Source organism: Leifsonia sp. NPDC077715 (genome assembly GCF_040686855.1).
Classification (GTDB): domain Bacteria; phylum Actinomycetota; class Actinomycetes; order Actinomycetales; family Microbacteriaceae; genus Leifsonia.
This window is the reverse complement of sequence record NZ_JBFBOG010000002.1, coordinates 206,388-226,272: the sequence shown is the minus strand read 5'-3', so window position 1 is coordinate 226,272 and position 19,885 is coordinate 206,388. Positions and strand designations below refer to the sequence as shown.

Here is a 19,885-nt window from a genome sequence, read left to right as displayed (position 1 = left end):
CAGTAGGACCGCTATGACCAACCCGACCCCCACCGTCACCCGCACCTGGACCTGCATCCTGTTCGACCTCGACGGCACCCTCACCGACTCCGCCCCCGGCATCACCTCTTCGCTCGCCCGCATGTTCGCGGCGCTGGGCCGACCCGTGCCGACCCCCGCCCAGCTGCTCGAGTACGTCGGACCGCCGCTGCTCGATTCGCTCGAGAAGTTCGGCGGCATGACCGAGCCGGAGGCGCGCGAAGCGCTCGCCGTCTACCGTGCGGACTACGCCGAGCACGGCGCCCTCGACTCGGCCGTCTTCCCGGGCATCCGCGGCCTGCTGGAGCGCGTCCACGCCTCCGGCATCCCGATCGCGCTGGCGACGAGCAAGCCGGAGATCCAGGCCACGCGCATCCTCGAGCACTTCGGTCTCGCGAAGTATTTCGACGTCATCACCGGCGCGACCGAGGACGAGAGCCGCAGCGCGAAGGCGGACGTCGTGGCCGAGGCCCTGCGCCGCCTCGGCGAGCGCGGCGTCGACCTCGACCACACCGTCATGGTGGGCGACCGGGCGTACGACGTGGAGGGCGCGGGCGCGCACGGTCTGCCGACCATCCTCGTCGAGTGGGGCTACGGCTCCCCCGCCGAGGCGGCGGGCGCGATTGCGGTCGTGCATTCCGCCGATCAGCTGAGCCAGCTCCTCATGGGCTGAACGAAAGTTCCGTGCAGGCACTGTCCCGCGCGGGCCGGCGTGCGCGAGTAGGCTGAGTGGTTGCGATACCGCACCTCATACAGCACTAGGAATTCACATGCGCACACGTAATCCGTTCGTTCCGGCCGCCATCGTCGCGGCCCTGACCATCGCCACGCTGGCCGGCTGCTCGTCCAACGGCAACAGCAACTACGTCACTCCGGAGACGCCGGGGTCGTCCTCGTCGGCCAAGGCCACCGCAGAGGCCGGCTCGGGCTCCGATCAGAAGTCCGAGGAGCTGCCCGCCGACTTCCCGAAGAACGACGTGCCGCTCGTCGAGGGCACCGTCGTGGTCGCCCGCGGCGACAAGGACAACGGCTGGTCGGTCACCGTGCAGCCGAAGGGCAAGAACGGCTTCGCCGACGCCACCTCCGCGCTGAAGGCGAAGGGCTACACCGAGCAGGCCGGCGGCACCGACTCCGCGGCCGTCTACACCAACGACAAGTACACCGTCTCGGTGAAGACCCCCGGCGTCTCGGTCACCTACGCCGTCACCGCTAACTAATACCACCCGCTCGGCGCCCGCCGTCGAGTACGCAAAGAGTGCACGTTGACCACGCGGTCGGCGTGCACTCTTTGTGTACTCGGGGGTGGGTCAGGCGTCGATCATGCGGACGAGCTCGTCGATGAATGCGGTGAAGGTGTCGGCGCGGCGGATCAGGGCCAGGACGGCGTCTCGGTCGGAGAAGACCTCGACGAACTGGTCGAACACGGTCTGGAAGGATGCACGTCCCTCCGCCGAGAAGGCGATGAACGCGATCACGTTCACGCGCGCGTCGCCCCAGTCGATCGCGGTGTCGTTGACCACGATCGCGATCGCCGTCCGCTTGGCGCTCATCGTCATGGAGTGCGGCACCGCGAGCGAGTCGGTGAACGCCGTCGACGACATCTGCTCGCGCTCGACCGTCTGATCCACGTACTCCTGGTCGATGGCCCCGGCCGCGATCATCCGGTCGCCGAGGGCGCGGATCATCGTGATGGGGTCGCGCGCGTAGAAGTTGCGCAGGAACAGGGTCTCGTCGAAGTACTCCAGCAGCTCGCTCTTGATGCGCGCGCGGTGGCGCTGGCGGCGGATGCGGGAGGCGGCCTGCCGCACGTGCTCCACATCCGTCTCGGTCAGGAACGGCTGCACGATGACCGTGTTCTCGCGCCGGACCAGCGGGTCGATCGTCGTCAGCACGAGGTCCGCGTCGATCGCATCCCAGTCGGCGTCGGTCGACGTGATGACGCTGGTGATGTCGAGCTCGTCGCCGAGCGTGCTCTCGAGCCGATCGCGCAGCAGGATGTGCATGTCGTAGTAGTTCGGGCACACCACCGCGCAGGTGACCGCATCCCGCCGCCGCGACTGCTGCTCCAGGTAGGCGCCGACGTGCATCGCGATGTAGGCGATCTCGTCGTCGTTGACGGCGATGCCCTCCGCCGCCTGCAGCCGGCTCGCGATGTAGACGGCCAGCTCGTAGATCATCGGGTACGAGCTCTTGATGGACCGGGTGAGCGGATTGCGCGAGTACGTGTTCTCGTGCGCCCGCGCGATCAGATTCTGGACGTGGAGGGTCAGCCGCACGATGAAGTCCTCGTCGTGCAGGTCGACCAGGTACTCGGTGGACGCGCGGTCGATGATGCCGCGGACCACCTCCAGGTCGGCGGGGCTGACGAACTCCGCGACAGTGTCGCGTCCCGCGCCGGGGGCGATCACCCGCGTGCGCATCAGGATGGCGAGGTAGCGCAGCTCGGTGGGGTCCAGGGCGGTGCCGAAGTGCCGCTCGATCAGCTCGCCGAGGTCGCGGGCGAGCGAGCGGATGGTCTCGCTCGCCTCCGGCTCCTCGACCGTGGGCAGCACCCGGTCCTTGGCAACGCGGTCGAGGGCGACCGCCATGTGCAGCAGCACGTCGTTGATGCCGTACTCGTTGACGAAGAAGCCCCGCGCATCCAGCATCGCCACCAAGTCGGACTTGAACTCGGCCAGCCCCTGCGATCCGAAGGCCTCCTGGATCCGCGCCACATCCACCACGCTCTGCCGCATCTCGTCGCGGAACAGGCGGCTGAGCAGTTTGCGCCGGGCGATCTCCGGCCCGAGCAGCTGCACCGTGGCGCCGTGCCGCTCCAGCGACAGCTCGGTGCCCGCGAGCAGCCCGCGCATCCGGGTCAGGTCGGATTCGATGGTGGAGTCGGAGACGAACAGGCTCTCGGCGGTCTCGTACACGTCCACGCCCTCGGGCTCATCGAGCAGACGGCGGACCAGGAAGACCAGCCGCTCCTGCGGCGACCCCGCGGTGCCCGCCTCCGAGGTGCCGTCGCCGGCCAGGTAGGCGGCGTACGCGTCCGTCTTGACCCGGTAGCCGCTCGGTCCGGACTCGACCAGTTCGCCGAGTGCGGCGGCGTACGACCGGATGCTGCGGGTCGTCACGCCGATGTCGCGCGCGAGCTCGCCCGCCGTCACCCAGGCAGCACGACGCGCGAGGATGTCGAGCATCCTCGTCTGCTTCGCCGAGAGCGCCACCGGGACCACCTTCCGAGACGAGTCAACCACTCCGCCGGGCCGCCGCCGGGAGTTCCGCCCATCTTTCCGCACCCCCGGAAGAAACGCTGCTGGAACCGTGCCGCGAGCCGGAGAGACCATGATCGACGTCCCATGAGCTCCACCCCGGAAAGGCAAGATCGATGAGGATCGTGGTTGTTTGCGGCGCCGGCGCGTCCAGCACCTTCGTGGCCGTCAAGCTGCGCAGCGCCGCCCGGACCCGCGGGGCGATCGTCGAGGTCGAGCCCGGCAGCGCCAGCCAGCTGGACTCCCTGGACGGCGTGGACGTCGTCCTCGTCGGCGCGCACCTCGAGTACGCCGTCCCCGGCCTGCGCGAGCGCGCGGCCGCCACCGGCACCGCCGTCGCCGTGCTGCCCCCCGTCTCCCCCGCGGCCCTCGACGGCGAGCGCGCACTGGACCTGGCCCTCAGCGCCAAGGCGACGACAGTATGAGCAGAGCCATTCGAAGAATGGGGGCGGCCATCCCGGCCGGCACGGAGCGAAGGAGATCATGACCATGGCTGAACGGATCATCACCGTCGGATCGGCGCACGGGCTGCACGCCCGCCCGGCGAAGCTCTTCGTCGAGGCGGTCAACGGCTCGGGCGCGAAGGTGAAGCTGACCAAGGAGGGCGGCAAGACCGTCGACGCCGGCAGCATCCTGGGCGTGATCTCGCTGGGCATCGACCACGGCGACAAGATCGTGCTCACCACCGACGCGGACAACGGCGAGGCCGTCCTCGACGACCTGGCCGAGATCCTGGCCACGGACCACGACGCCTGATCATGAGCGATTCATCCACTCTCACCGGCGCCGGCATCGGCCAGGGCGTCGCCATCGGCCGCGTCCTGCGGATGTCGGCCCCGCTGCCCGAGCCGGCCGACCAGCCGAGCACGCGCACCCCTGACGAGGAGAAGGCGCGCGTCCAGGAGGCGGTGGCCACGGTCGCCGCCGACCTCCGCGAGCGCGCGTCCACCGTCAGCGGGACCGCGGCCGACGTGCTCGAGGCGCAGTCGATGATGGCCGAGGACTCCACCCTCGCCGACGACGTCGCCTCCCGGATCGACGGCGGGAAGACCGCCGAGCGCGCCGTGTTCGAGGGCTTCGCGGTCTTCCGCGACATGCTGAAGGACCTCGGCGGCTACATGGGCGAGCGCGCCGGCGACCTCGACGATGTCTCGCAGCGCGTCGTCGCGGCGCTGGAGGGCAAGCCCGCGCCGGGCGTCCCCCACTCGGACGAGCCGTACATCCTGGTCGCCCACGACCTCGCCCCCGCCGACACCGCCCTGCTCGACCTGACGAAGGTGCTCGGTCTGGTGACCAAGGAGGGCGGGCCGACCTCGCACACCGCGATCCTGGCGCGCGAGAAGTCCATCGTCGCCGTGGTCGGCGCCGCGGGCGCGGACCAGCTGGCCGACGGCGACGAGGTCGTCGTGGATGCGGCATCCGGCACCGTCACCGTCGCCCCCACCGACGACCAGCGCGCCGACGCGCAGCGCCGCATCGACGAGCGCGCGGCCGCGCTCGCGGGCGGCGTCGAGCCGGGCGCCTTGGCGGACGGCACGGCCATCCCGCTGCTGGCGAACCTCGGCTCGGCCGAAGGCGCCGAGGGCGCGGTCGCCGCGGGCGCCGAGGGCGTCGGGCTGTTCCGCACCGAGTTCCTGTTCCTCGACGCGCGCATGGCGCCCACCGTGGAGCAGCAGCGCGAGCAGTACATCAAGCTCCTGAGCGCGTTCGGCGGCAAGAAGGTCGTCGTCCGCGTGCTCGACGCCGGCGCGGACAAGCCGCTGGAATTCCTCAACGACGCCCACGAGGACAACCCGGCCCTGGGCCTCCGCGGCCTGCGCTCGCTGCGCGCCAACGAGGACATCCTCCGCGAGCAGCTGACGGCCCTCGCCGAAGCGGACGCGCAGACGGACGCCGACCTCTGGGTCATGGCGCCGATGGTGTCCACCGTCGAGGAGACGCGCTACTTCACCGAGCTGGGCCGCGAGTACGGCCTCAAGACGGTCGGCGTCATGGTCGAGGTCCCCTCGGCCGCGCTGCTCTCCGACCGCGTCCTGCAGGTGGCCGACTTCGCGTCCATCGGGACCAACGACCTCACGCAGTACACCCTCGCGGCCGACCGCCTGCTCGGCTCGGTCGCCGGCTTCCAGGACCCGTGGCATCCCGCCGTCCTCCGCCTGATCGGCGAGGTCGGCGCGGCGGGCGTCGCGCATGGCAAGCCGGTCGGGATCTGCGGCGAGGCGGCAGCGGACCCGCTGCTCGCCGTGGTGCTCGTCGGACTCGGCGCCACCACCCTCTCCATGTCGCCGGCGGCCCTGGCCGACGTGCGGCTCTCCCTCAAGCGCTACACCCTCGGACAGGCCCGATCCCTGGCCGAGACCGCCCTGGCCGCCGATGGCGCGGCCGAAGCCCGGGAAGCGGTCCGCGCGGCCGCCGAGCGGTTCACCTCCTAACCCCCGACACACCAGAAAGAGGCACCGAAATGACGACGGCGACAGCGACGACGCCGAAGAAGCCGAGCAGTGCACGCGTCCACGTGCAGCGGTTCGGCACCTTCCTCTCCAACATGGTCATGCCGAACATCCCCGCGTTCATCGCGTGGGGGTTCATCACGGCCCTGTTCATCGCGACCGGATGGCTGCAGAACACGGGATGGGCGATCAGCCCAATCCTCGGCGGCTTCGGCGACCAGGCGAAGATCGGCTGGCAGGGCGCGGCGACCGTGCTCTCCCAGGACCCGAGCGGCCACACCTTCCAGCAGTACGTCGGCCTGGTCGGCCCGATGATCACGTACCTGCTCCCGCTGCTCATCGCGAACACCGGCGGCCGCATGGTCTACGGCGTCCGCGGCGGCGTCGTGGGCGCGATCGCGACCATGGGCGTGATCGTCGGATCCACCATCCCGATGTTCATCGGCGCCATGATCCTCGGCCCGGGCGCCGCCTGGGTCATGAAGCAGGTCGACCGCCTCTGGGAGGGCAAGATCAAGGCCGGCTTCGAGATGCTGGTCAACAACTTCTCCGCCGGCATCGTCGGCATGCTGCTCTCGATCGCCGCCTTCTTCGGGATCGCGCCGATCGTCGAGTGGCTGAGCTCGGTCCTGGGCGGAGCGGTCAACTGGCTCGTCTCGGCGCACCTGCTGCCCTTCGCGAGCATCCTGATCGAGCCGGGCAAGGTGCTGTTCCTCAACAACGCCATCAACCACGGCGTGCTCACCCCGCTGGGCGTCGAGCAGGCGCAGCAGACCGGCAAGTCGATCCTGTTCCTGCTGGAGGCCAACCCCGGCCCCGGCTTCGGCATCCTGATCGCCTACTCGATCTTCGGCCTCGGCATCGCCAAGGCGAGCGCCCCGGGCGCGGCGCTGATCCAGTTCGTCGGCGGCATCCACGAGATCTACTTCCCGTACGTGCTCATGAAGCCGGCCATCATCATCGCGGCCATCCTCGGCGGCATGACCGGCATCGCGACCAACGTCACCTTCAACTCGGGACTGCGTGCCCCGGCCTCGCCCGGATCGATCATCGCGGTGCTGCTGCAGACCCCGGCGGACAGCTTCGTGGGCGTGACGCTCTCCGTGGTTCTCGCGGCCGCCGTGTCGTTCATCGTGGCGTCGATCATCCTGCGGGCCAGCCGCAAGCGCGACCTCGCCGCGGGCAACGCGGGCGACCTGTCGGCCGCCGTCGCGCAGACCGAGGCCAACAAGGGCAAGGAGTCCTCGATCCTCGAGGGCCTGGTCCAGGAGGGCGAGCACGACACCGGCGACGCCCAGGGCGACGCCACCAAGCGACTGGTGCAGAACATCGTGTTCGCGTGCGACGCTGGGATGGGTTCGAGCGCGATGGGCGCGTCCGTGCTGCGCAACAAGATCAAGAAGGCCGGCGTGGAAGGGGTGACGGTGACCAACCAGGCCATCAGCAACCTCGACGGCACCGCCGACCTGGTCATCACGCAGCGCGAGCTCACCGACCGCGCGAAGGGCCAGTCGCCGAACTCGCTCCACGTGTCGGTCGACAACTTCATGAACAGCCCCAAGTACGACGAGGTCGTCGACCTCGTCGCCAACCAGCAGAAGACCCCCCAGAACGCTGAAACGGAGAACGCGAACAAATGACCGACCAGATTCTCGACCGGGCGAACGTCGTGGCCGCGGGTTCCGCGACCACGCGGGAGGACGCGATCCGCGAGGCGGGTGAGCTGCTGGTTCGCGCCGGCGCCGTCGAGCCGGGTTACGTCGACTCGATGCAGGACCGCGAGAACACCGTCTCCACCTTCATGGGGAACGGCCTCGCCATCCCGCACGGCACCAACGAGTCCAAGGACGAGATCAAGCGGTCGGCGCTGTCCTTCATCCGCTACTCCTCGCCGCTCGACTGGGGCGGCGAGGAGGTGCGGTTCGTCGTCGGCATCGCCGGGCAGAACAACGAGCACCTGGAGATCCTGTCCAAGATCGCCATCCTCTTCTCGGAGGAGGACGACGTGCAGAAGCTGCTGGAGGCTCCGGACGCGGATGCGCTGTACGCGCTGCTGGGAGATGTGAACGAGTGAAGGCCGTCCACTTCGGTGCGGGCAACATCGGACGCGGCTTCGTGGGGCTCCTGCTCCACGAAGCCGGGTACGAGGTCGTGTTCGCCGACGTCAACGCCGAGCTGATCGACGCGCTGGCCGCCGCCGACTCGTACGACGTCCACCTGGTGGGCGAGGAGTCGGAGACCAAGACGGTCACCGGTTTCCGCGCGATCAACAGCGCCACGGACGAGGAGGCGCTGGTCGCCGAGATCGCGACGGCGGACGTCGTCACGACGGCGGTCGGCCCGCGCATCCTCCGGTTCGTCGCGCCTGTGATCGCCCGCGGGCTGGCTGCCCGCGCCGAGGACGCGCCACGGCTCGCCGTGATGGCGTGCGAGAACGCGATCGGCGCCTCCGACCTGCTGGCCGCCGAGCTGATGGACGGCCTCGCGGACGACGACACCCGCGAGGAGCTGGGTGCACGCACGGTCTTCGCGAACACCGCCGTCGACCGGATCGTCCCGGCCCAAGCGCCGGACGCCGGCATCGACGTCACCGTGGAGACGTTCTACGAGTGGGTCGTCGACCGCACGCCGTTCGCCGGCCACGAGCCGCGCATCCCGGGTGCGCACTTCGTGGACTCGCTGGGCCCGTACATCGAGCGCAAGCTGTTCACGGTCAACACCGGCCACGCGACGGTCGCCTACACGGGCTTCCTGAAGGGCGCGACGACGATCAGCGAGGCGATCGGCATCCCCGAGGTGCGCGAGGCCGCCGAGGCGGCGCTCCGCGAGACGTCGGCGGCGCTGTCCGCGAAGCACGGGCTGTCGGAGGAGGAGCTGGCCGCGTACCGCGCGAAAATCCTCGGCCGGTTCGCCAACCCGTACCTGGTGGATGAGGTGACCCGCGTCGGCCGCGAGCCGATCCGCAAGCTCGGCCGCAACGACCGGTTCGTCGGCCCGGCGTCCGACTACGCGGAGTACGTGGGCGGCGTCCCCGAGGCGCTGGTCGCGGCGATCGGTGCGGCCCTGCGCTTCGACGTCCCCGAGGACACCCAGAGCGTCGAGCTGCAGCGCCTGCTCGACGAGGCGGACGCCTCCGCGATCGTCGAGGAGGTCATGGGCGTCGCCCCCGGCGACACGCTCCACGACCCCCTCACCGCCGTGGTCTCCGCCGCTCAGAGCGACCGCCGCGACGAATCCCTCTGAGCCGAGCCGCCGAGCACGGGAAAAACGCTCCGGATTCCCCCGATCCGGAGCGTTTTTCCTGTCCTCGGCGGCTGGGGCTGGGTGTTCGCCGACGACCGGTGTCCGGGGCTGGGGCCGGTGGTACGTTTCGCTTGTGAGTCGAATCGTGTCGGTCGCGCCGGTCCTCCCCGCGCGCAGCTACAGCCAGGGGGAGATCACCGCTGCGCTGCTCGCGATGATCACATCCGACCCGGGTCGACAGCAGGTGATGCGGCGCATCCACGCCTCCTCCGGCGTGCTGACACGGAGCCTCGTGATGCCGCTCGAGCGCTACAGCTCGCTGGCCTCGTTCCAGGAGTCGAACGACTACTTCATCGCCGAGGGGACCTCGCTCGCCGAACGCGCGCTGACGGCCGCTCTGAGCGACGCGGGGCTGGCACCGGCGGACGTCGACTTCCTCCTCTTCACCACGGTCACCGGCATCGCGGCACCCTCGATCGACGCCCAGCTCGTCGCGCGCCTCGGCCTGCGCCCGGACGTCAAGCGCCTGCCGAGCTTCGGGCTGGGATGCGTCGCCGGGGCAGCCGGGATCGCCCGCGTGAACGACTACCTGGCCGGCCACCCGGATGAGGTGGCCGTGCTGCTGTCGGTCGAACTGTGCTCCCTGACCGTGCAGGCCAGCGACGACTCCATGGCGAACATCGTCGCGAGCGGACTGTTCGGCGACGGCGCCGCCGCCGTCGTCATGGTCGGCGACCGCCGCGCCGAGCAGCTGGGCCTCGCGGGTCCGGAGGTCGTGGACTCGCGCAGCCACATCTATCCCGACACCGCGGACGTGATCGGCTGGGACATCGGCGGGACCGGCTTCCGCATCGTGCTCAGCGCGGGCGTCCCGGACGTCATCGAGCGGAACTTCGCGGGCGACGCACGCGGAATCCTCGCTGCGCACGGGCTGGAGGTCTCCGACGTCGGCGCGTGGGCCGCGCATCCCGGCGGACCGAAGGTGCTGGAGGCGTTCTCGCAGGCGCTCGACCTCCCGGAGGGTGCGCTCGACGCCAGCTGGCGGTCCCTCGCCAACGTCGGCAATCTGTCCTCGGCCGCGGTGCTGCACGTGCTCGCCGAGCAGTTGGATGCGCACGCCGCCGGAACCATCGGGCTGCTGTTCGCGTTGGGGCCGGGGGTGACCAGCGAGCTGGTGCTGCTCCGATGGGCCGACGGCGAGCGCCGGGCGGCTCCGGCGACCGTGAGCGCACCGGCGCAGGCGATCGCATCGTGATCCGGGCGGCGTCGTGATCTGGACAGCATCGTGATCTGGTACACCATCCTCATCCTCGCGACCGGCGCCGAGCGCATCGCCGAGCTCATCGTCTCGACCCGCAATGCGAAATGGTCCTTCGAGCGCGGCGGCGTCGAGTTCGGGCGGGGCCACTTCCCGCCGATGGTCGCGCTGCACACCGGGCTGCTTCTCGCCTGCCTGGCGGAGGTGTGGTTCCTCGACCGCCCGTTCATCCCCTGGCTCGGCTGGCCGATGCTCGTGCTGGTGCTCGCGAGTCAGGCCTTGCGGTGGTGGTGCATCGCCACACTCGGACCGCGCTGGAACACCCGCGTGATCGTGGTGCGCGACCTCCCGCTCGTGCATCGCGGCCCCTACCGCTGGCTGACGCATCCCAACTACGTCGCGGTCGTGGTCGAGGGCTTCGCCCTTCCGCTGGTGCACACCGCGTGGATCACGGCCCTCGCCTTCACCGTGCTGAACGCCTGGCTGCTCGTGGTGCGCATCCGCTGCGAGAACCGCGCGCTTGCGACCGTGCTCGGGGAGCCCGCGCGCGCATGAAACCGGATGTCGTCGTCGTCGGCGGGGGGCCGATCGGGCTGGCGTGCGCGATCGAGGCACGGATCGACGGCATGGACGTCGTCCTCGTCGAGCCGCGCGTCGGACCCATCGACAAGGCGTGCGGCGAGGGGCTGATGCCCGGAGCGCTGGCCGCTCTGCACCGCATCGGCGTCGACCCGGCCGGTCGTCGACTCGACGGCATCGCCTACGTGGACGCCGCCTCACGCGTCGAGCACCGGTTCGCCGAGCGGCCGGGCCGGGGAGTGCGACGGACCGTGCTGCACCAGGCCCTGGCCGAGCGCGCTGCCGAGATGGGCGTCCACCGCATCCACGCGAAGGTCACCGGCGTGACCCAGCGCCGCGAGGGCGTGACGCTGGCCCTGAACGACGGGGAGACCGTCGACGCACCGTGGGTCGTCGCCGCGGACGGGCTGCACTCCCCCGTGCGGCGGATGGTCGGCCTGGAGGGACGGTCGCAGCCGGGCTCCCGTCGACGGTTCGGGCTCCGGAAGCATTTCGCCATCGAGCCGTGGACCTCCCTCGTGGAGGTGCACTGGTCGGACGGCGCGGAGGCGTACGTGACCCCCGTCGACGAGCGGACCGTCGGCGTCGCCGTGCTGGGTGCGCGGCCGTTGGATGTGGACGCGGTCGTCGCGGGCATTCCCGAGCTCGCCGGGCGGCTGGACGGGATCGCGGCGGTCTCGGAGCCGCGTGGTGCCGGTCCGCTGCTCCAGCGGGCGCGGTCCCGGTCGACCGGACGCGTGCTGCTCGCGGGGGACGCGTCCGGGTATGTGGACGCTCTCACCGGCGAGGGGATGCGCGTCGGCTTCGCGCAGGCGCGTGCGGCCATCGCCGCGGTGCGCTCCGGGGATGTGGAGCGGTACGAGCGGGCGTGGAGGGCGACCACGCGGGACTTCCGGATGCTGACCTCCGCGCTGGTGGTCGCGGCGCGATCGCGCTATCGGCCGCGGATCGTGCCCGCCGCCGTGCGACGTCCCGAGCTGTTCGGTTCGATCGTGGAGCGCCTGTCCCGCTGAGTGGCGCGGTTGCACACACTGCATGCATCACGTGCGAAATGGGGCTTATAAAGCATGTGTAACCCTGTGGATTGTCGCCGCACGTGGGGTGGAACGATTAGTATGTGTCTCAGATAGACATCGACATCCGATATGCCGGAAGGTGAGACATGGGCCATTCAGCATCCACTCCATCGGAGGACTCGACGCCGGCGCCGAAGATCCCGAAGAAGAGGACGACGGTGACCTTCTACTTGACCGACGCCATGCGCAACCGCGCCCGGGCCGCCTACCGGCAGACGTCGTTCGACGAGCGCGACACCAGCTGGTCCGAGATGATCAACAAGGCGCTGCTGGCTGAGGTGCAGCGCCGCGAGCGCGCCTACAACGGAGGCCGGGCCTTCGTCGGCAACGACGAACCGCTGACCCCGGGGCGGCCGATCGGGTTCTGAGTCTTTCAGCGTCCCTACACGCGCCCGCGCGCTTCTCGCACGTGTCGGACGAGAGCCGCAAGCGGCTCGGAAACAACGCCCGGCTCTTCGAGAGCTTGCTCTAGCTGGTCGACCTCGGTCGGCGTGAGCCTGATCAGCGTGTCCTGAAGAAGGATGGACCGCGCGTGCTCGAGCGCCGGGCCCAGGATGAAAGAGGTGAGATCCTGCTGCTGCAGTTCGGCTGCTGTGGCCTTGCGATCGTCAGAGGACCCGAGCGGCCGGATCTCGTAGTCCTCAGGCCCTGGTGCGTGCTCGGGGGCAGTCATCGCGTCCGGTTCTCCACGGGACGATTGTTCCAGCGGCAGCACAGGGCCGGCGCCGCGTGACCGCAATCGCCCTCCCTTCCCCCGGCATGACGAGTTCCCGGCACGTCGGCGGCTGGGGTGCCGACGTGCCGGGAAGTTGTCGCCGCCGCTCAGCGGGTGTGGTGGCGGCGCGGGCGGTTGGCCGCCGTGAACGCCAGCATCACACCGAGCAGAGCGAGGAGCGCACCCAGGGCGCCCAGACCGAGCTCGTTCGAGCCGGTGGACGCGAGGGTGGCGCTGCCACGCAGGCCACTGGTCCCGGCCGCGCCGCTCGCCGCGAGCATCGTCGCGGTGCCCGCAGGAACGGTCACCGCCGCGTTGTCAGGGCCGCCTGCGATCGGCGTAGTGGGGGTGGTCGGAGTGGTGGGCGTGCCCGGGTCGGTCGGGGTGCCAGGGTCGGTGGGCGTGCCCGGGTCGGTCGGGGTGCCAGGGGTGGTGGAGCCGACCGTCGCGCTGTCGCCGACCACGCTGATCGCGTTCCCGCCGACCGTCACCGGGACGTCGACGCCGATCGGCAGGTCGACCCCGCCGAGCAGGCCGCCGCCATCGGTTCCGCCGGTCGTCCCGTCACCAGCGGAGCCGCCCGCAGCCGGAGCCGTGGCAGTGGAGCCGGTGGACGAGGAGTCGCCCACGACCGAGATGCCGTTGCCGCCGATGGTGACCGGGACAGCCGCGTCGATCGGAGCCTGGACGCCAGTCAGCACGCCGCCGTCGGACGTCGAGCCGCCGGCGGTCGATCCGCCCGCAGCCGGGGCCGTGGTGGACGCGCCCGCGGTGGACGAGTCACCGACCACCGAGACGGCGTTGCCGCCCGCGGTCACCGGGATCGCCGCGCCGATGGGAGCCTGGGCGCCCGAGAGCACACCATCCCCCGAACCGGAACCTGCGGTCGCCGACGAACCGCTACCCGCGGCCGGAACCGAAGCGGTCGAACCCGAAGTGGACGAGTCACCGACCACCGACACCGCGTTACCGCCCGCAGTCACCGGGACCGCCGCGCCGATCGGAGCCTGGACGCCCGAGAGCACACCATCCCCCGAACCGGAACCCGAGGTCGCCGACGAACCGCTACCCGCGGCCGGGGCCGTGGTGGACGCGCCCGTGGTGGACGAGTCACCGACCACCGACACCGCATTACCGCCGGCCGTCACCGGAATCGCCGCGCCGACCGGAGCCTGGATGCCCGAGAGCACGCCTCCGTCCGAACCACCGGACGTCGCCGTCGCCCCGCCACTCGCAGCCGGGGCGGAAGCGGTCGAACCCGAAGTGGAGGAGTCGCCGATCACCGAGACGGCGTTACCGCCGGCGGTCACCGGTGCCGCGGCGCCGATCGGAGCCTGGACGCCGGTCAGCAGGCCGCCGTCCGAACCACCGGACGTCGCCGTCGGCCCGTCACCCGCGGCCGGGGCCGTGGTGGACGCGCCCGCGGTGGACGAGTCACCGACCACGGATACCGCGTTGCCACCCGCGGTCACGGGGGCGGAGGCGTTGACGACCGCCTGGATGTCGGACAGCAGTCCCCCGTCCGAACCCGAACCCGATCCCGTCGCGGTCGCGCCGGAGCCGGTCGGGCCGGCGGTCGCGGTCGAGTCCGTCGAGGTGGAGTCGCCGAGGACGGAGATCGCGTTGCCGCCCGCCGTCACCGGCGCATCCACGGCCACGGGGGCCTGGATGCCGGAGGCGACGCCGTCCGAGCCGGACGAGGTGGCGGTGCTCCCCGCTCCCGCGTCGCCCGATCCAGCGGCCGCCGAGTCCGTGCTGGCGGAGTCGCCGACGACCGAGATCGCGTTGCCCGAGACGTTCACGGGGACGCTGACGGAAGCCACGGCCTGGTCACCGCTCAGGATGCCTCCGACCGAATCGGGCGAAATGGTCGCCGAGGGCGCGGGAGCCGCCGGGGCGGACGCCGTCGAGCCCGAGCTGGACGAGTCGCCGACGACGGAGACGCCGTTCCCGGCGAGCGAGACGGGGATCGAGACGCCGACGACAGCCTGGTCGCCGGTGGCGACGCCGTCGCCACCTGGATTCTCGGCCGCGTTGGCCGCGGCCGTTCCGGCGAGCCAGAGGCCGCCGACGCAGAGGGTGAACCACATCCCTCTGGAAACGTACTTGTTCATGAGTCAGCCTTTCCGAAAATGAGTGGGAGGGCCCGGGCGCGCACAGAGGCGCCGGGCACGGTCGCATGCTGCCGGGATGGCAGCCGGGACCCACTCAGTCGGGGCTGATGTCGTGGTCGGCGACAGGGCCGGCGGGGATGTGGTCACCCGCGGCCGTGCCGCTGAGCCCGCTCCGGAGGGAGCCGGGCAGGAAGAACCGATCCGCGGTCGCCGCGGCCGCAGGCGCAGCGCCACCGGGGGCGCCCGAGGCGCCCGAAGCACCGGCGGAACCGCCCGCGGGCAGACCCCTCCCGGGGTCTCCACCGGGCGCAGAAGGGTCGCCACCGAGCGGACCGGCAGGCGCTGAGGCCGCGCCCGCAGCAAGCGGCAGCGCAGCGGTGAAGGCCGCCGAGCCCGCGGTGGCGGCGCCGAATGCGCCGGAGAGCGGCGCCGAAAGAGCTTGGGGCGGGGAAAGCGGAGTCAACGCGTCCGACACCGTCGATCCCGGCTCGGGAGCGGGCGTCGGGCTCACCGAGCCACCCGGAAGGCCGGGCACGACCGGCACCGCCGGCACCAAGGGAACGAGGGGCGAGACGGCCGTGTCGACCGCGCCCACCGCATCCGACACCGCCTGGTAGACGGCACCCGCGACGGGCTCCGTCACCGACGAAACCGGGGCCGCCGGGAGCACGTCCCGGACCACCGGCACCGCCGCCACGACCTCGTCGACGGTCGACGCCACCGGCTCCACGACGCTCTGGGCCGGGGTCTGCTCGGCCACCTCGTCCACCACCTCGGTGACGGGCGTGACGACCGCCGAGACCACCTCCTGAACGGGAGCCGGGACGGCCGGAGCGACCGCCTGCGTCACCGCGCCGAGCGCGTCACCGGCACCACCGGTGGCGGTCGACACGAGGGATCCGACGGGCCCGGGAGGCGGCGCGGGCTCGGCCGCCGAAGCGGACGGGCCACCCGCCAGGAAGCCCAGCACGGTCAGTCCGGCGCCGGCGATCAGGGATCCGATCAGCACGCGCGCAGGGGTGATGAAGCGACGGTGCGCCAACTCGGCCACCTCCGGCATACGATCACCCCCTGACCGTTCGAGACGAGGGCGAGTGTACGCCGCTGTCTACTAGACAGGAAGAGTGGATTCCGACGTCGCCTGTGCACCTTGTTCGGTTCCCGAACGCCCGCGGCGCGCCGCGGTGGCGGCGAAGACCACCACGATCAGGGCGCCGACGGTCATCGCAGCACCCACCCAGAGCGGCGAGGTGTAGCCCAGTCCGGCCGCGATCGTGAGGCCGCCGAGCCACGCGCCGAGCGCGTTGCCGAGGTTGAACGCCGCGATGTTCGCTCCGCTCGCGAGGGTGGGTGCGTGGGAGGCGTAGGAGAGCACGCGGAGCTGCAACGCCGGCACGGTGGCGAACCCGAACGCACCCATCAGGACGAGCGCGATGACGGCACCCACCGGCAGCCCCGCGACCAGCGCGAACGCGACCAGGACGACGGCGAGCGCGGCGAGCAGCCACATCAACGTCCCGTCGATCGAGCGGTCCGCCAGCCGTCCGCCGACCCAGTTGCCCGTGAACAGGCCGAGTCCGAACAGGATGAGCAGCCACGGCACCGCGGCGGACGGGAAGCCCGACACCCCGGTCAGCGTGTAGGCGATGTAGGTGAACGCACCGAACATCCCGCCGAAGCCGAGGACGGTCGCCGACAGGGACAGCCATACCTGGCCGGAGCGGAACGCGGACAGCTCGCTGCGCAGTCCGGCCGTCGGCGTGTCGGCGGCGCTCCGCGGCACCAGGATCGCGATGCCGATCAACGCGACCACGCCGATCACGGTGATCGCCCAGAACGTGGAGCGCCAGCCCAGCGCCTGACCCAGCAGCGTCCCGAACGGTACTCCGAGCACGTTCGCTGCGGTGAGACCGGTGAACATGACGGCGATCGCTCGTGCCTGCTTCTCGGGCGCGACGAGTCCCGCCGCGACGACCGAGCCGATGCCGAAGAAGGCGCCGTGGCAGAGCGCCGCGAGCACGCGGCCGCCCAGCATCACGCCGTAGGAGGGGACGAGCGCCGAGAGCAGGTTGCCTGCGATGAAGAGGACCATGAGCCCGAGCAGCGCCGCCTTGCGCGGGATGCGCGTCGCGGCCGCCGTGAGACCCAGCGCCCCGACGACCACGGCGAGCGCGTAGCCCGAGATCAGCCAGCCGGCGGCGGCCTCGTCGACGTGGAAATCGGCCGCGACCTCGGGCAGGAGCCCGGCGATGACGAACTCGGTGAGACCGATGCCGAACCCTCCGAGGGCGAGGGCGATCAGGCCGGCGGGCATGGTGACTCCTTCAGGATCAGGTGGGGTGCGCTAGTCTGTTAGTTGCAGACGCGTCATAAATAGTTGCACGTGCAACTAAAGAGCGCAAGTGCGGAGGGAGACGACATGGGCATCGCCGACGACGCCGTGGAGGTCCGCGCCCACGGCTGGCGCACCCTCGCGGCTCTGCACGGCTACATCGAGGCCGAGCTCGAGCGCGAGTTGAGCCGCAGCGTCCGGCTCTCCGTGGTCGAATACACCGTCCTCGACGCGCTGGCCCGTCAGGACGGGTGGCACATGCGGATGCAGCAGCTGGCCCGCGCGAGCGCGCTCAGCCCCAGCGCCACCACCCGGCTGGTCAACCGGCTGGAGGAGCGCGGTCTGCTCACGCGCATCCTGTGCGCCGACGACCGCCGCGGCATCTACACCGAGCTGACCGCCGACGGCCACCGCCTGCTGGACGAGGCACGGCCGGTGCACGACGATGCGCTGGCCCGCGCACTGGACGGCGCGCGCGACATCCCGGAGCTCTCCCCGCTGGTGGATGCGCTCCCGCAGCTGAGCGCGCAGCCCGCCTGACGTCTCAGCGCAGCACCTCGACCAGCGCCACCCACGAGAACAGCACGGTCGTGACGATGGCGAGGATGGTGCCGACCGCGACGACGACGAGCCCGACCTGGGCGGGATGCAGCCCGATGAGCAGCACCCCGCCGACCGCGTAGAGGACGGGCGGAGCCGCGAAGAGGGCGATGCGCTCGGCCGTGTAGCGGCCGAAGCCCGTCTGCACCGCGTCCCGCCGCACCGCGAGCGCCGAGCGCACGACGACGAAACCGCACAACGCGGTTCCCACCAGCACCTGGATGCCGTACCCGGTCGGCTCCTGCCCCGGGATGAGCGCCAGGCAGCAGAGCGCGACGCCGAGGATGAGCGCGGCGATGGACGCACTGGCCCGCGCGGCGAGGCCGCGCGACTCCGCGATCATCCGGATGTTCACCGACAGCGCGACGATCAGCAGGCCGCCGAGCGCCGCGCCGGCTCCGGCCACGGCGACGTTGAACTCGGACCACGCGTCGAACGGCTCCAGCATGCGGCCCAGCGTAGCGGTGCCCTCCGCCAGGGCGTATAACGGGGGCATGGCGGACGCGATCACCAGCTGGATCGACCTGTACCGACGCGCGTGGGAGAGCAACGACCCCGACGACATCCGGGCCCTGTTCACCGAGGATGCGAGCTACCGCACCGAGCCGTTCGCCGAGCCGTGGGACGGCTACGAGGAGATCGTCGAGGGGTGGCTCGACGCCCAGGACGACCCGGGGGCAGCGACCTTCGAGTGGCGCCTGCTGGGCGAGGACGGCCCGGTGTACTTCGTCGAGGGCGTCACCGACTATCGGGACGGCCCGATCTACAGCAACCTGTGGATCATCCGCCTCGCCGAGGACGGACGCGCCGAGGAGTTCACCGAGTGGTGGATGGAGCAGGAGCCCGACCAGGGCTGACGGGCTGACGGACGTCGTCAGGCCAGCTGGCCCAGCCAGAGTCCGAGTCCGGCCGCGGTAAGCGCGAGCACGAGCATCCCGACGCCGTTGAGCAGCGCCGCGCGGTACCGCCGCTGCTGCGCGAGCCGCACGGTCTCGTAGCTGGCGGTGCTGAAGGTGGTGTAGCCGCCGAGGAAGCCGGTGCCGAGCACCGCACGCCATTCCGGTGGCAGGCCGTGGGCGAGTGCGAGCCCGGTGACCAGGCCGAGCAAAAACGAGCCGGTCACGTTGATGACGGTCGTTCCGATCGGATAGCCGACCCGCAGCCACGACCGCAGCAGTCCGTCGAATACGAGCCGGGCGACCGCGCCGACCCCTCCGGCCGCCGCGACCGCGAGCACGAGAAGCGCGGTCACGACCGTCCGCCCGCCGCCCGGCGCCGAGCGATGGCTGACGCGAGCGCGATCCCGCCGATCGAGGCGAGCGCTCCGATGAGAATGGTCGCCGCCGCGTACAGGATGCTGAGCCCCACGCTCTGGGCGGCGATCAGCCCGTCGGTGTCCACCGCGAGCGAGCTGTAGGTCGTGTACCCTCCGAGGATGCCCGTCCCGGCGAAGAGGCGCACGTCACGCCGGGCACCCTCGTCCGGACCGCGCAGCGCGAGCGTCTGCAGCAGCCAGCCGAGCACGAACGCGCCGGTGACGTTGATGAGCAGCGTGATCAGCGGGACGCCTCCGACCGGCGGGACCGACAGCGTGAGGAGGTACCGCACCGCGGTGCCGAGCGCGCCGCCGGCGAAGACGAGCAGGAGGGAGCGCGGCCGCAGATGGAGCGGGCTCCTGGAGTGATCGGCCGGCACTAGACCGGCGTGTCTTCCCACGGGAAGCGCTGGGCTCCCGGCTGCGGGTTGAGCGGGACCACGATGACCGGACGGTGCTGGCGATGGGCCAGGTGAACGGCGACCGAGCCGTTGAAGAACTCCCGGACGCTGCCCCGCAGCCCGGCCTCGCGCGTTCCCACGACGATGTAGCGCGCGTCGATGTCGTCCGCCAGCCGAGCCAGCGACCAGGCCGGGTCACCCGCGAGCTGCTGCAGCGTGTACGGGATGCCGCGGCCGTCGAGCACCGACCGGATGTGCGCCTCGAGGTCCGGGTCGAACCGCTTGTCCTCGGTCTCCGGCAGGTCGGGGTCGTACGGCAGGGCGACCACTGTGCCGTCGACGTAACTCGACACGACATAGCGGTCCGGGTCGACGTTCGCGCAGACGAGCGGGACGTCGAGATCGTCAGCCAGGCGAGCCGCCTGCTCCAGCACCGCCACCGGTTGTCCGGGGACCACCGCCGCCAGGATGCCGCCGCGTCCTGCCCGCTCGTTGCCGTTCATGCCCCTAGTGTGCACCATCTCACG

At 71.2% G+C, this 19,885-nt stretch carries 23 protein-coding genes; 14 read left to right on the top strand and 9 right to left on the bottom strand.

The window, feature by feature from the left end:
* Nucleotides 1-13 precede the first annotated feature (13 nt).
* Both AB0P25_RS08050 and AB0P25_RS08045 read left to right on the top strand, forming a co-directional pair.
* Nucleotides 14-691 (top strand): HAD hydrolase-like protein, encoded by a 678-nt coding sequence (locus tag AB0P25_RS08050; RefSeq protein ID WP_363806520.1) that lies wholly within the window; start codon nt 14-16, stop codon nt 689-691.
* Between the two features lie 97 nt (nt 692-788).
* Complete coding sequence (locus AB0P25_RS08045) at nt 789-1,235, top strand: hypothetical protein (protein WP_363806519.1); 447 nt, start codon at nt 789-791, stop codon at nt 1,233-1,235.
* A 90-nt stretch (nt 1,236-1,325) separates the two neighbouring features.
* Here the strand turns inward: AB0P25_RS08045 and AB0P25_RS08040 are convergent, their stop codons facing one another.
* A complete protein-coding gene (locus tag AB0P25_RS08040; protein WP_363806518.1) occupies nt 1,326-3,230 on the bottom strand; it encodes a PRD domain-containing protein in 1,905 nt (634 codons plus the stop codon).
* A gap of 161 nt (nt 3,231-3,391) precedes the next feature.
* Here AB0P25_RS08040 and AB0P25_RS08035 point away from each other — a divergent pair, with 161 nt between their 5' ends.
* The 10 genes from AB0P25_RS08035 (at nt 3,392) to AB0P25_RS07990 (ending at nt 12,249) form a co-directional block, all read left to right on the top strand.
* Nucleotides 3,392-3,700 carry a PTS IIB subunit gene (locus AB0P25_RS08035; RefSeq protein WP_363806517.1) on the top strand — a complete coding sequence of 103 codons (309 nt, stop codon included), beginning with the start codon at nt 3,392-3,394 and terminating at the stop codon, nt 3,698-3,700.
* A 64-nt stretch (nt 3,701-3,764) separates the two neighbouring features.
* Entirely contained in the window at nt 3,765-4,031 is a 267-nt protein-coding gene (locus AB0P25_RS08030) for an HPr family phosphocarrier protein (RefSeq protein WP_064111988.1), read from the top strand.
* A 2-nt stretch (nt 4,032-4,033) separates the two neighbouring features.
* Nucleotides 4,034-5,707, top strand: a complete 1,674-nt coding sequence (gene ptsP / locus AB0P25_RS08025) for a phosphoenolpyruvate--protein phosphotransferase (RefSeq protein WP_363806516.1) — start codon at nt 4,034-4,036, stop codon at nt 5,705-5,707.
* Between the two features lie 29 nt (nt 5,708-5,736).
* The gene (locus tag AB0P25_RS08020) at nt 5,737-7,365 is read left to right on the top strand and encodes a PTS mannitol transporter subunit IICB (protein WP_363806515.1); all 1,629 of its coding nucleotides are present in this window, start codon (nt 5,737-5,739) and stop codon (nt 7,363-7,365) included.
* Entirely contained in the window at nt 7,362-7,799 is a 438-nt protein-coding gene (locus tag AB0P25_RS08015) for a PTS sugar transporter subunit IIA (RefSeq protein ID WP_363806513.1), read from the top strand. The genes AB0P25_RS08020 and AB0P25_RS08015 overlap by 4 nt, the downstream gene beginning before the upstream one ends.
* Entirely contained in the window at nt 7,796-8,968 is a 1,173-nt protein-coding gene (locus AB0P25_RS08010; RefSeq protein ID WP_363806512.1) for a mannitol-1-phosphate 5-dehydrogenase, read from the top strand. The genes AB0P25_RS08015 and AB0P25_RS08010 overlap by 4 nt, the downstream gene beginning before the upstream one ends.
* A gap of 133 nt (nt 8,969-9,101) precedes the next feature.
* Nucleotides 9,102-10,223 carry a 3-oxoacyl-[acyl-carrier-protein] synthase III C-terminal domain-containing protein gene (locus AB0P25_RS08005; protein WP_363806511.1) on the top strand — a complete coding sequence of 374 codons (1,122 nt, stop codon included), beginning with the start codon at nt 9,102-9,104 and terminating at the stop codon, nt 10,221-10,223.
* 30 nt (nt 10,224-10,253) lie between these two features.
* Complete coding sequence (locus tag AB0P25_RS08000) at nt 10,254-10,781, top strand: isoprenylcysteine carboxyl methyltransferase family protein (RefSeq protein WP_363806510.1); 528 nt, start codon at nt 10,254-10,256, stop codon at nt 10,779-10,781.
* Nucleotides 10,778-11,818 carry an NAD(P)/FAD-dependent oxidoreductase gene (locus tag AB0P25_RS07995; protein ID WP_363806509.1) on the top strand — a complete coding sequence of 347 codons (1,041 nt, stop codon included), beginning with the start codon at nt 10,778-10,780 and terminating at the stop codon, nt 11,816-11,818. Before AB0P25_RS08000 ends, AB0P25_RS07995 begins: the two co-directional genes overlap by 4 nt.
* Nucleotides 11,819-11,967: 149 nt before the next feature.
* The gene (locus tag AB0P25_RS07990; protein ID WP_363806508.1) at nt 11,968-12,249 is read left to right on the top strand and encodes a hypothetical protein; all 282 of its coding nucleotides are present in this window, start codon (nt 11,968-11,970) and stop codon (nt 12,247-12,249) included.
* A 14-nt stretch (nt 12,250-12,263) separates the two neighbouring features.
* On the opposite strand, the gene AB0P25_RS07985 is transcribed toward AB0P25_RS07990, so the two are convergent.
* The 4 genes from AB0P25_RS07985 to AB0P25_RS07970 form a co-directional block, all read right to left on the bottom strand.
* Nucleotides 12,264-12,554, bottom strand: coding sequence for a DUF1778 domain-containing protein (locus AB0P25_RS07985; RefSeq protein WP_363806506.1), 291 nt, complete (start codon nt 12,552-12,554; stop codon nt 12,264-12,266).
* Nucleotides 12,555-12,703: 149 nt separating this feature from the next.
* A complete protein-coding gene (locus AB0P25_RS07980) occupies nt 12,704-14,710 on the bottom strand; it encodes a hypothetical protein (protein ID WP_363806505.1) in 2,007 nt (668 codons plus the stop codon).
* A gap of 94 nt (nt 14,711-14,804) precedes the next feature.
* A complete protein-coding gene (locus AB0P25_RS07975; protein ID WP_363806503.1) occupies nt 14,805-15,770 on the bottom strand; it encodes a hypothetical protein in 966 nt (321 codons plus the stop codon).
* Between the two features lie 51 nt (nt 15,771-15,821).
* Nucleotides 15,822-17,024: an MFS transporter gene (locus tag AB0P25_RS07970; RefSeq protein ID WP_363806502.1), complete on the bottom strand. Its 1,203-nt coding sequence runs from the start codon at nt 17,022-17,024 to the stop codon at nt 15,822-15,824.
* A gap of 105 nt (nt 17,025-17,129) precedes the next feature.
* Here AB0P25_RS07970 and AB0P25_RS07965 point away from each other — a divergent pair, with 105 nt between their 5' ends.
* Nucleotides 17,130-17,582, top strand: coding sequence for a MarR family transcriptional regulator (locus AB0P25_RS07965; protein ID WP_363806501.1), 453 nt, complete (start codon nt 17,130-17,132; stop codon nt 17,580-17,582).
* Nucleotides 17,583-17,586: 4 nt separating this feature from the next.
* On the opposite strand, the gene AB0P25_RS07960 is transcribed toward AB0P25_RS07965, so the two are convergent.
* Complete coding sequence (locus AB0P25_RS07960; RefSeq protein WP_363806500.1) at nt 17,587-18,138, bottom strand: hypothetical protein; 552 nt, start codon at nt 18,136-18,138, stop codon at nt 17,587-17,589.
* Between AB0P25_RS07960 and AB0P25_RS07955 the strand changes: the two genes are divergently transcribed.
* Complete coding sequence (locus AB0P25_RS07955) at nt 18,137-18,499, top strand: nuclear transport factor 2 family protein (protein ID WP_363806499.1); 363 nt, start codon at nt 18,137-18,139, stop codon at nt 18,497-18,499. The genes AB0P25_RS07960 and AB0P25_RS07955 overlap by 2 nt on opposite strands.
* Before the next feature lie 17 nt (nt 18,500-18,516).
* On the opposite strand, the gene crcB is transcribed toward AB0P25_RS07955, so the two are convergent.
* Genes crcB through AB0P25_RS07940 form a run of 3 tightly spaced genes read right to left on the bottom strand, consistent with a single transcriptional unit; the run spans nt 18,517 to nt 19,861 of the window.
* Nucleotides 18,517-18,894, bottom strand: a complete 378-nt coding sequence (gene crcB, locus AB0P25_RS07950; RefSeq protein WP_363806498.1) for a fluoride efflux transporter CrcB — start codon at nt 18,892-18,894, stop codon at nt 18,517-18,519.
* The gene (locus AB0P25_RS07945; RefSeq protein WP_363806497.1) at nt 18,891-19,337 is read right to left on the bottom strand and encodes a CrcB family protein; all 447 of its coding nucleotides are present in this window, start codon (nt 19,335-19,337) and stop codon (nt 18,891-18,893) included. Before AB0P25_RS07945 ends, crcB begins: the two co-directional genes overlap by 4 nt.
* Nucleotides 19,337-19,861, bottom strand: coding sequence for a universal stress protein (locus tag AB0P25_RS07940; protein ID WP_363806495.1), 525 nt, complete (start codon nt 19,859-19,861; stop codon nt 19,337-19,339). The genes AB0P25_RS07945 and AB0P25_RS07940 overlap by 1 nt, the downstream gene beginning before the upstream one ends.
* Nucleotides 19,862-19,885 lie beyond the last annotated feature (24 nt).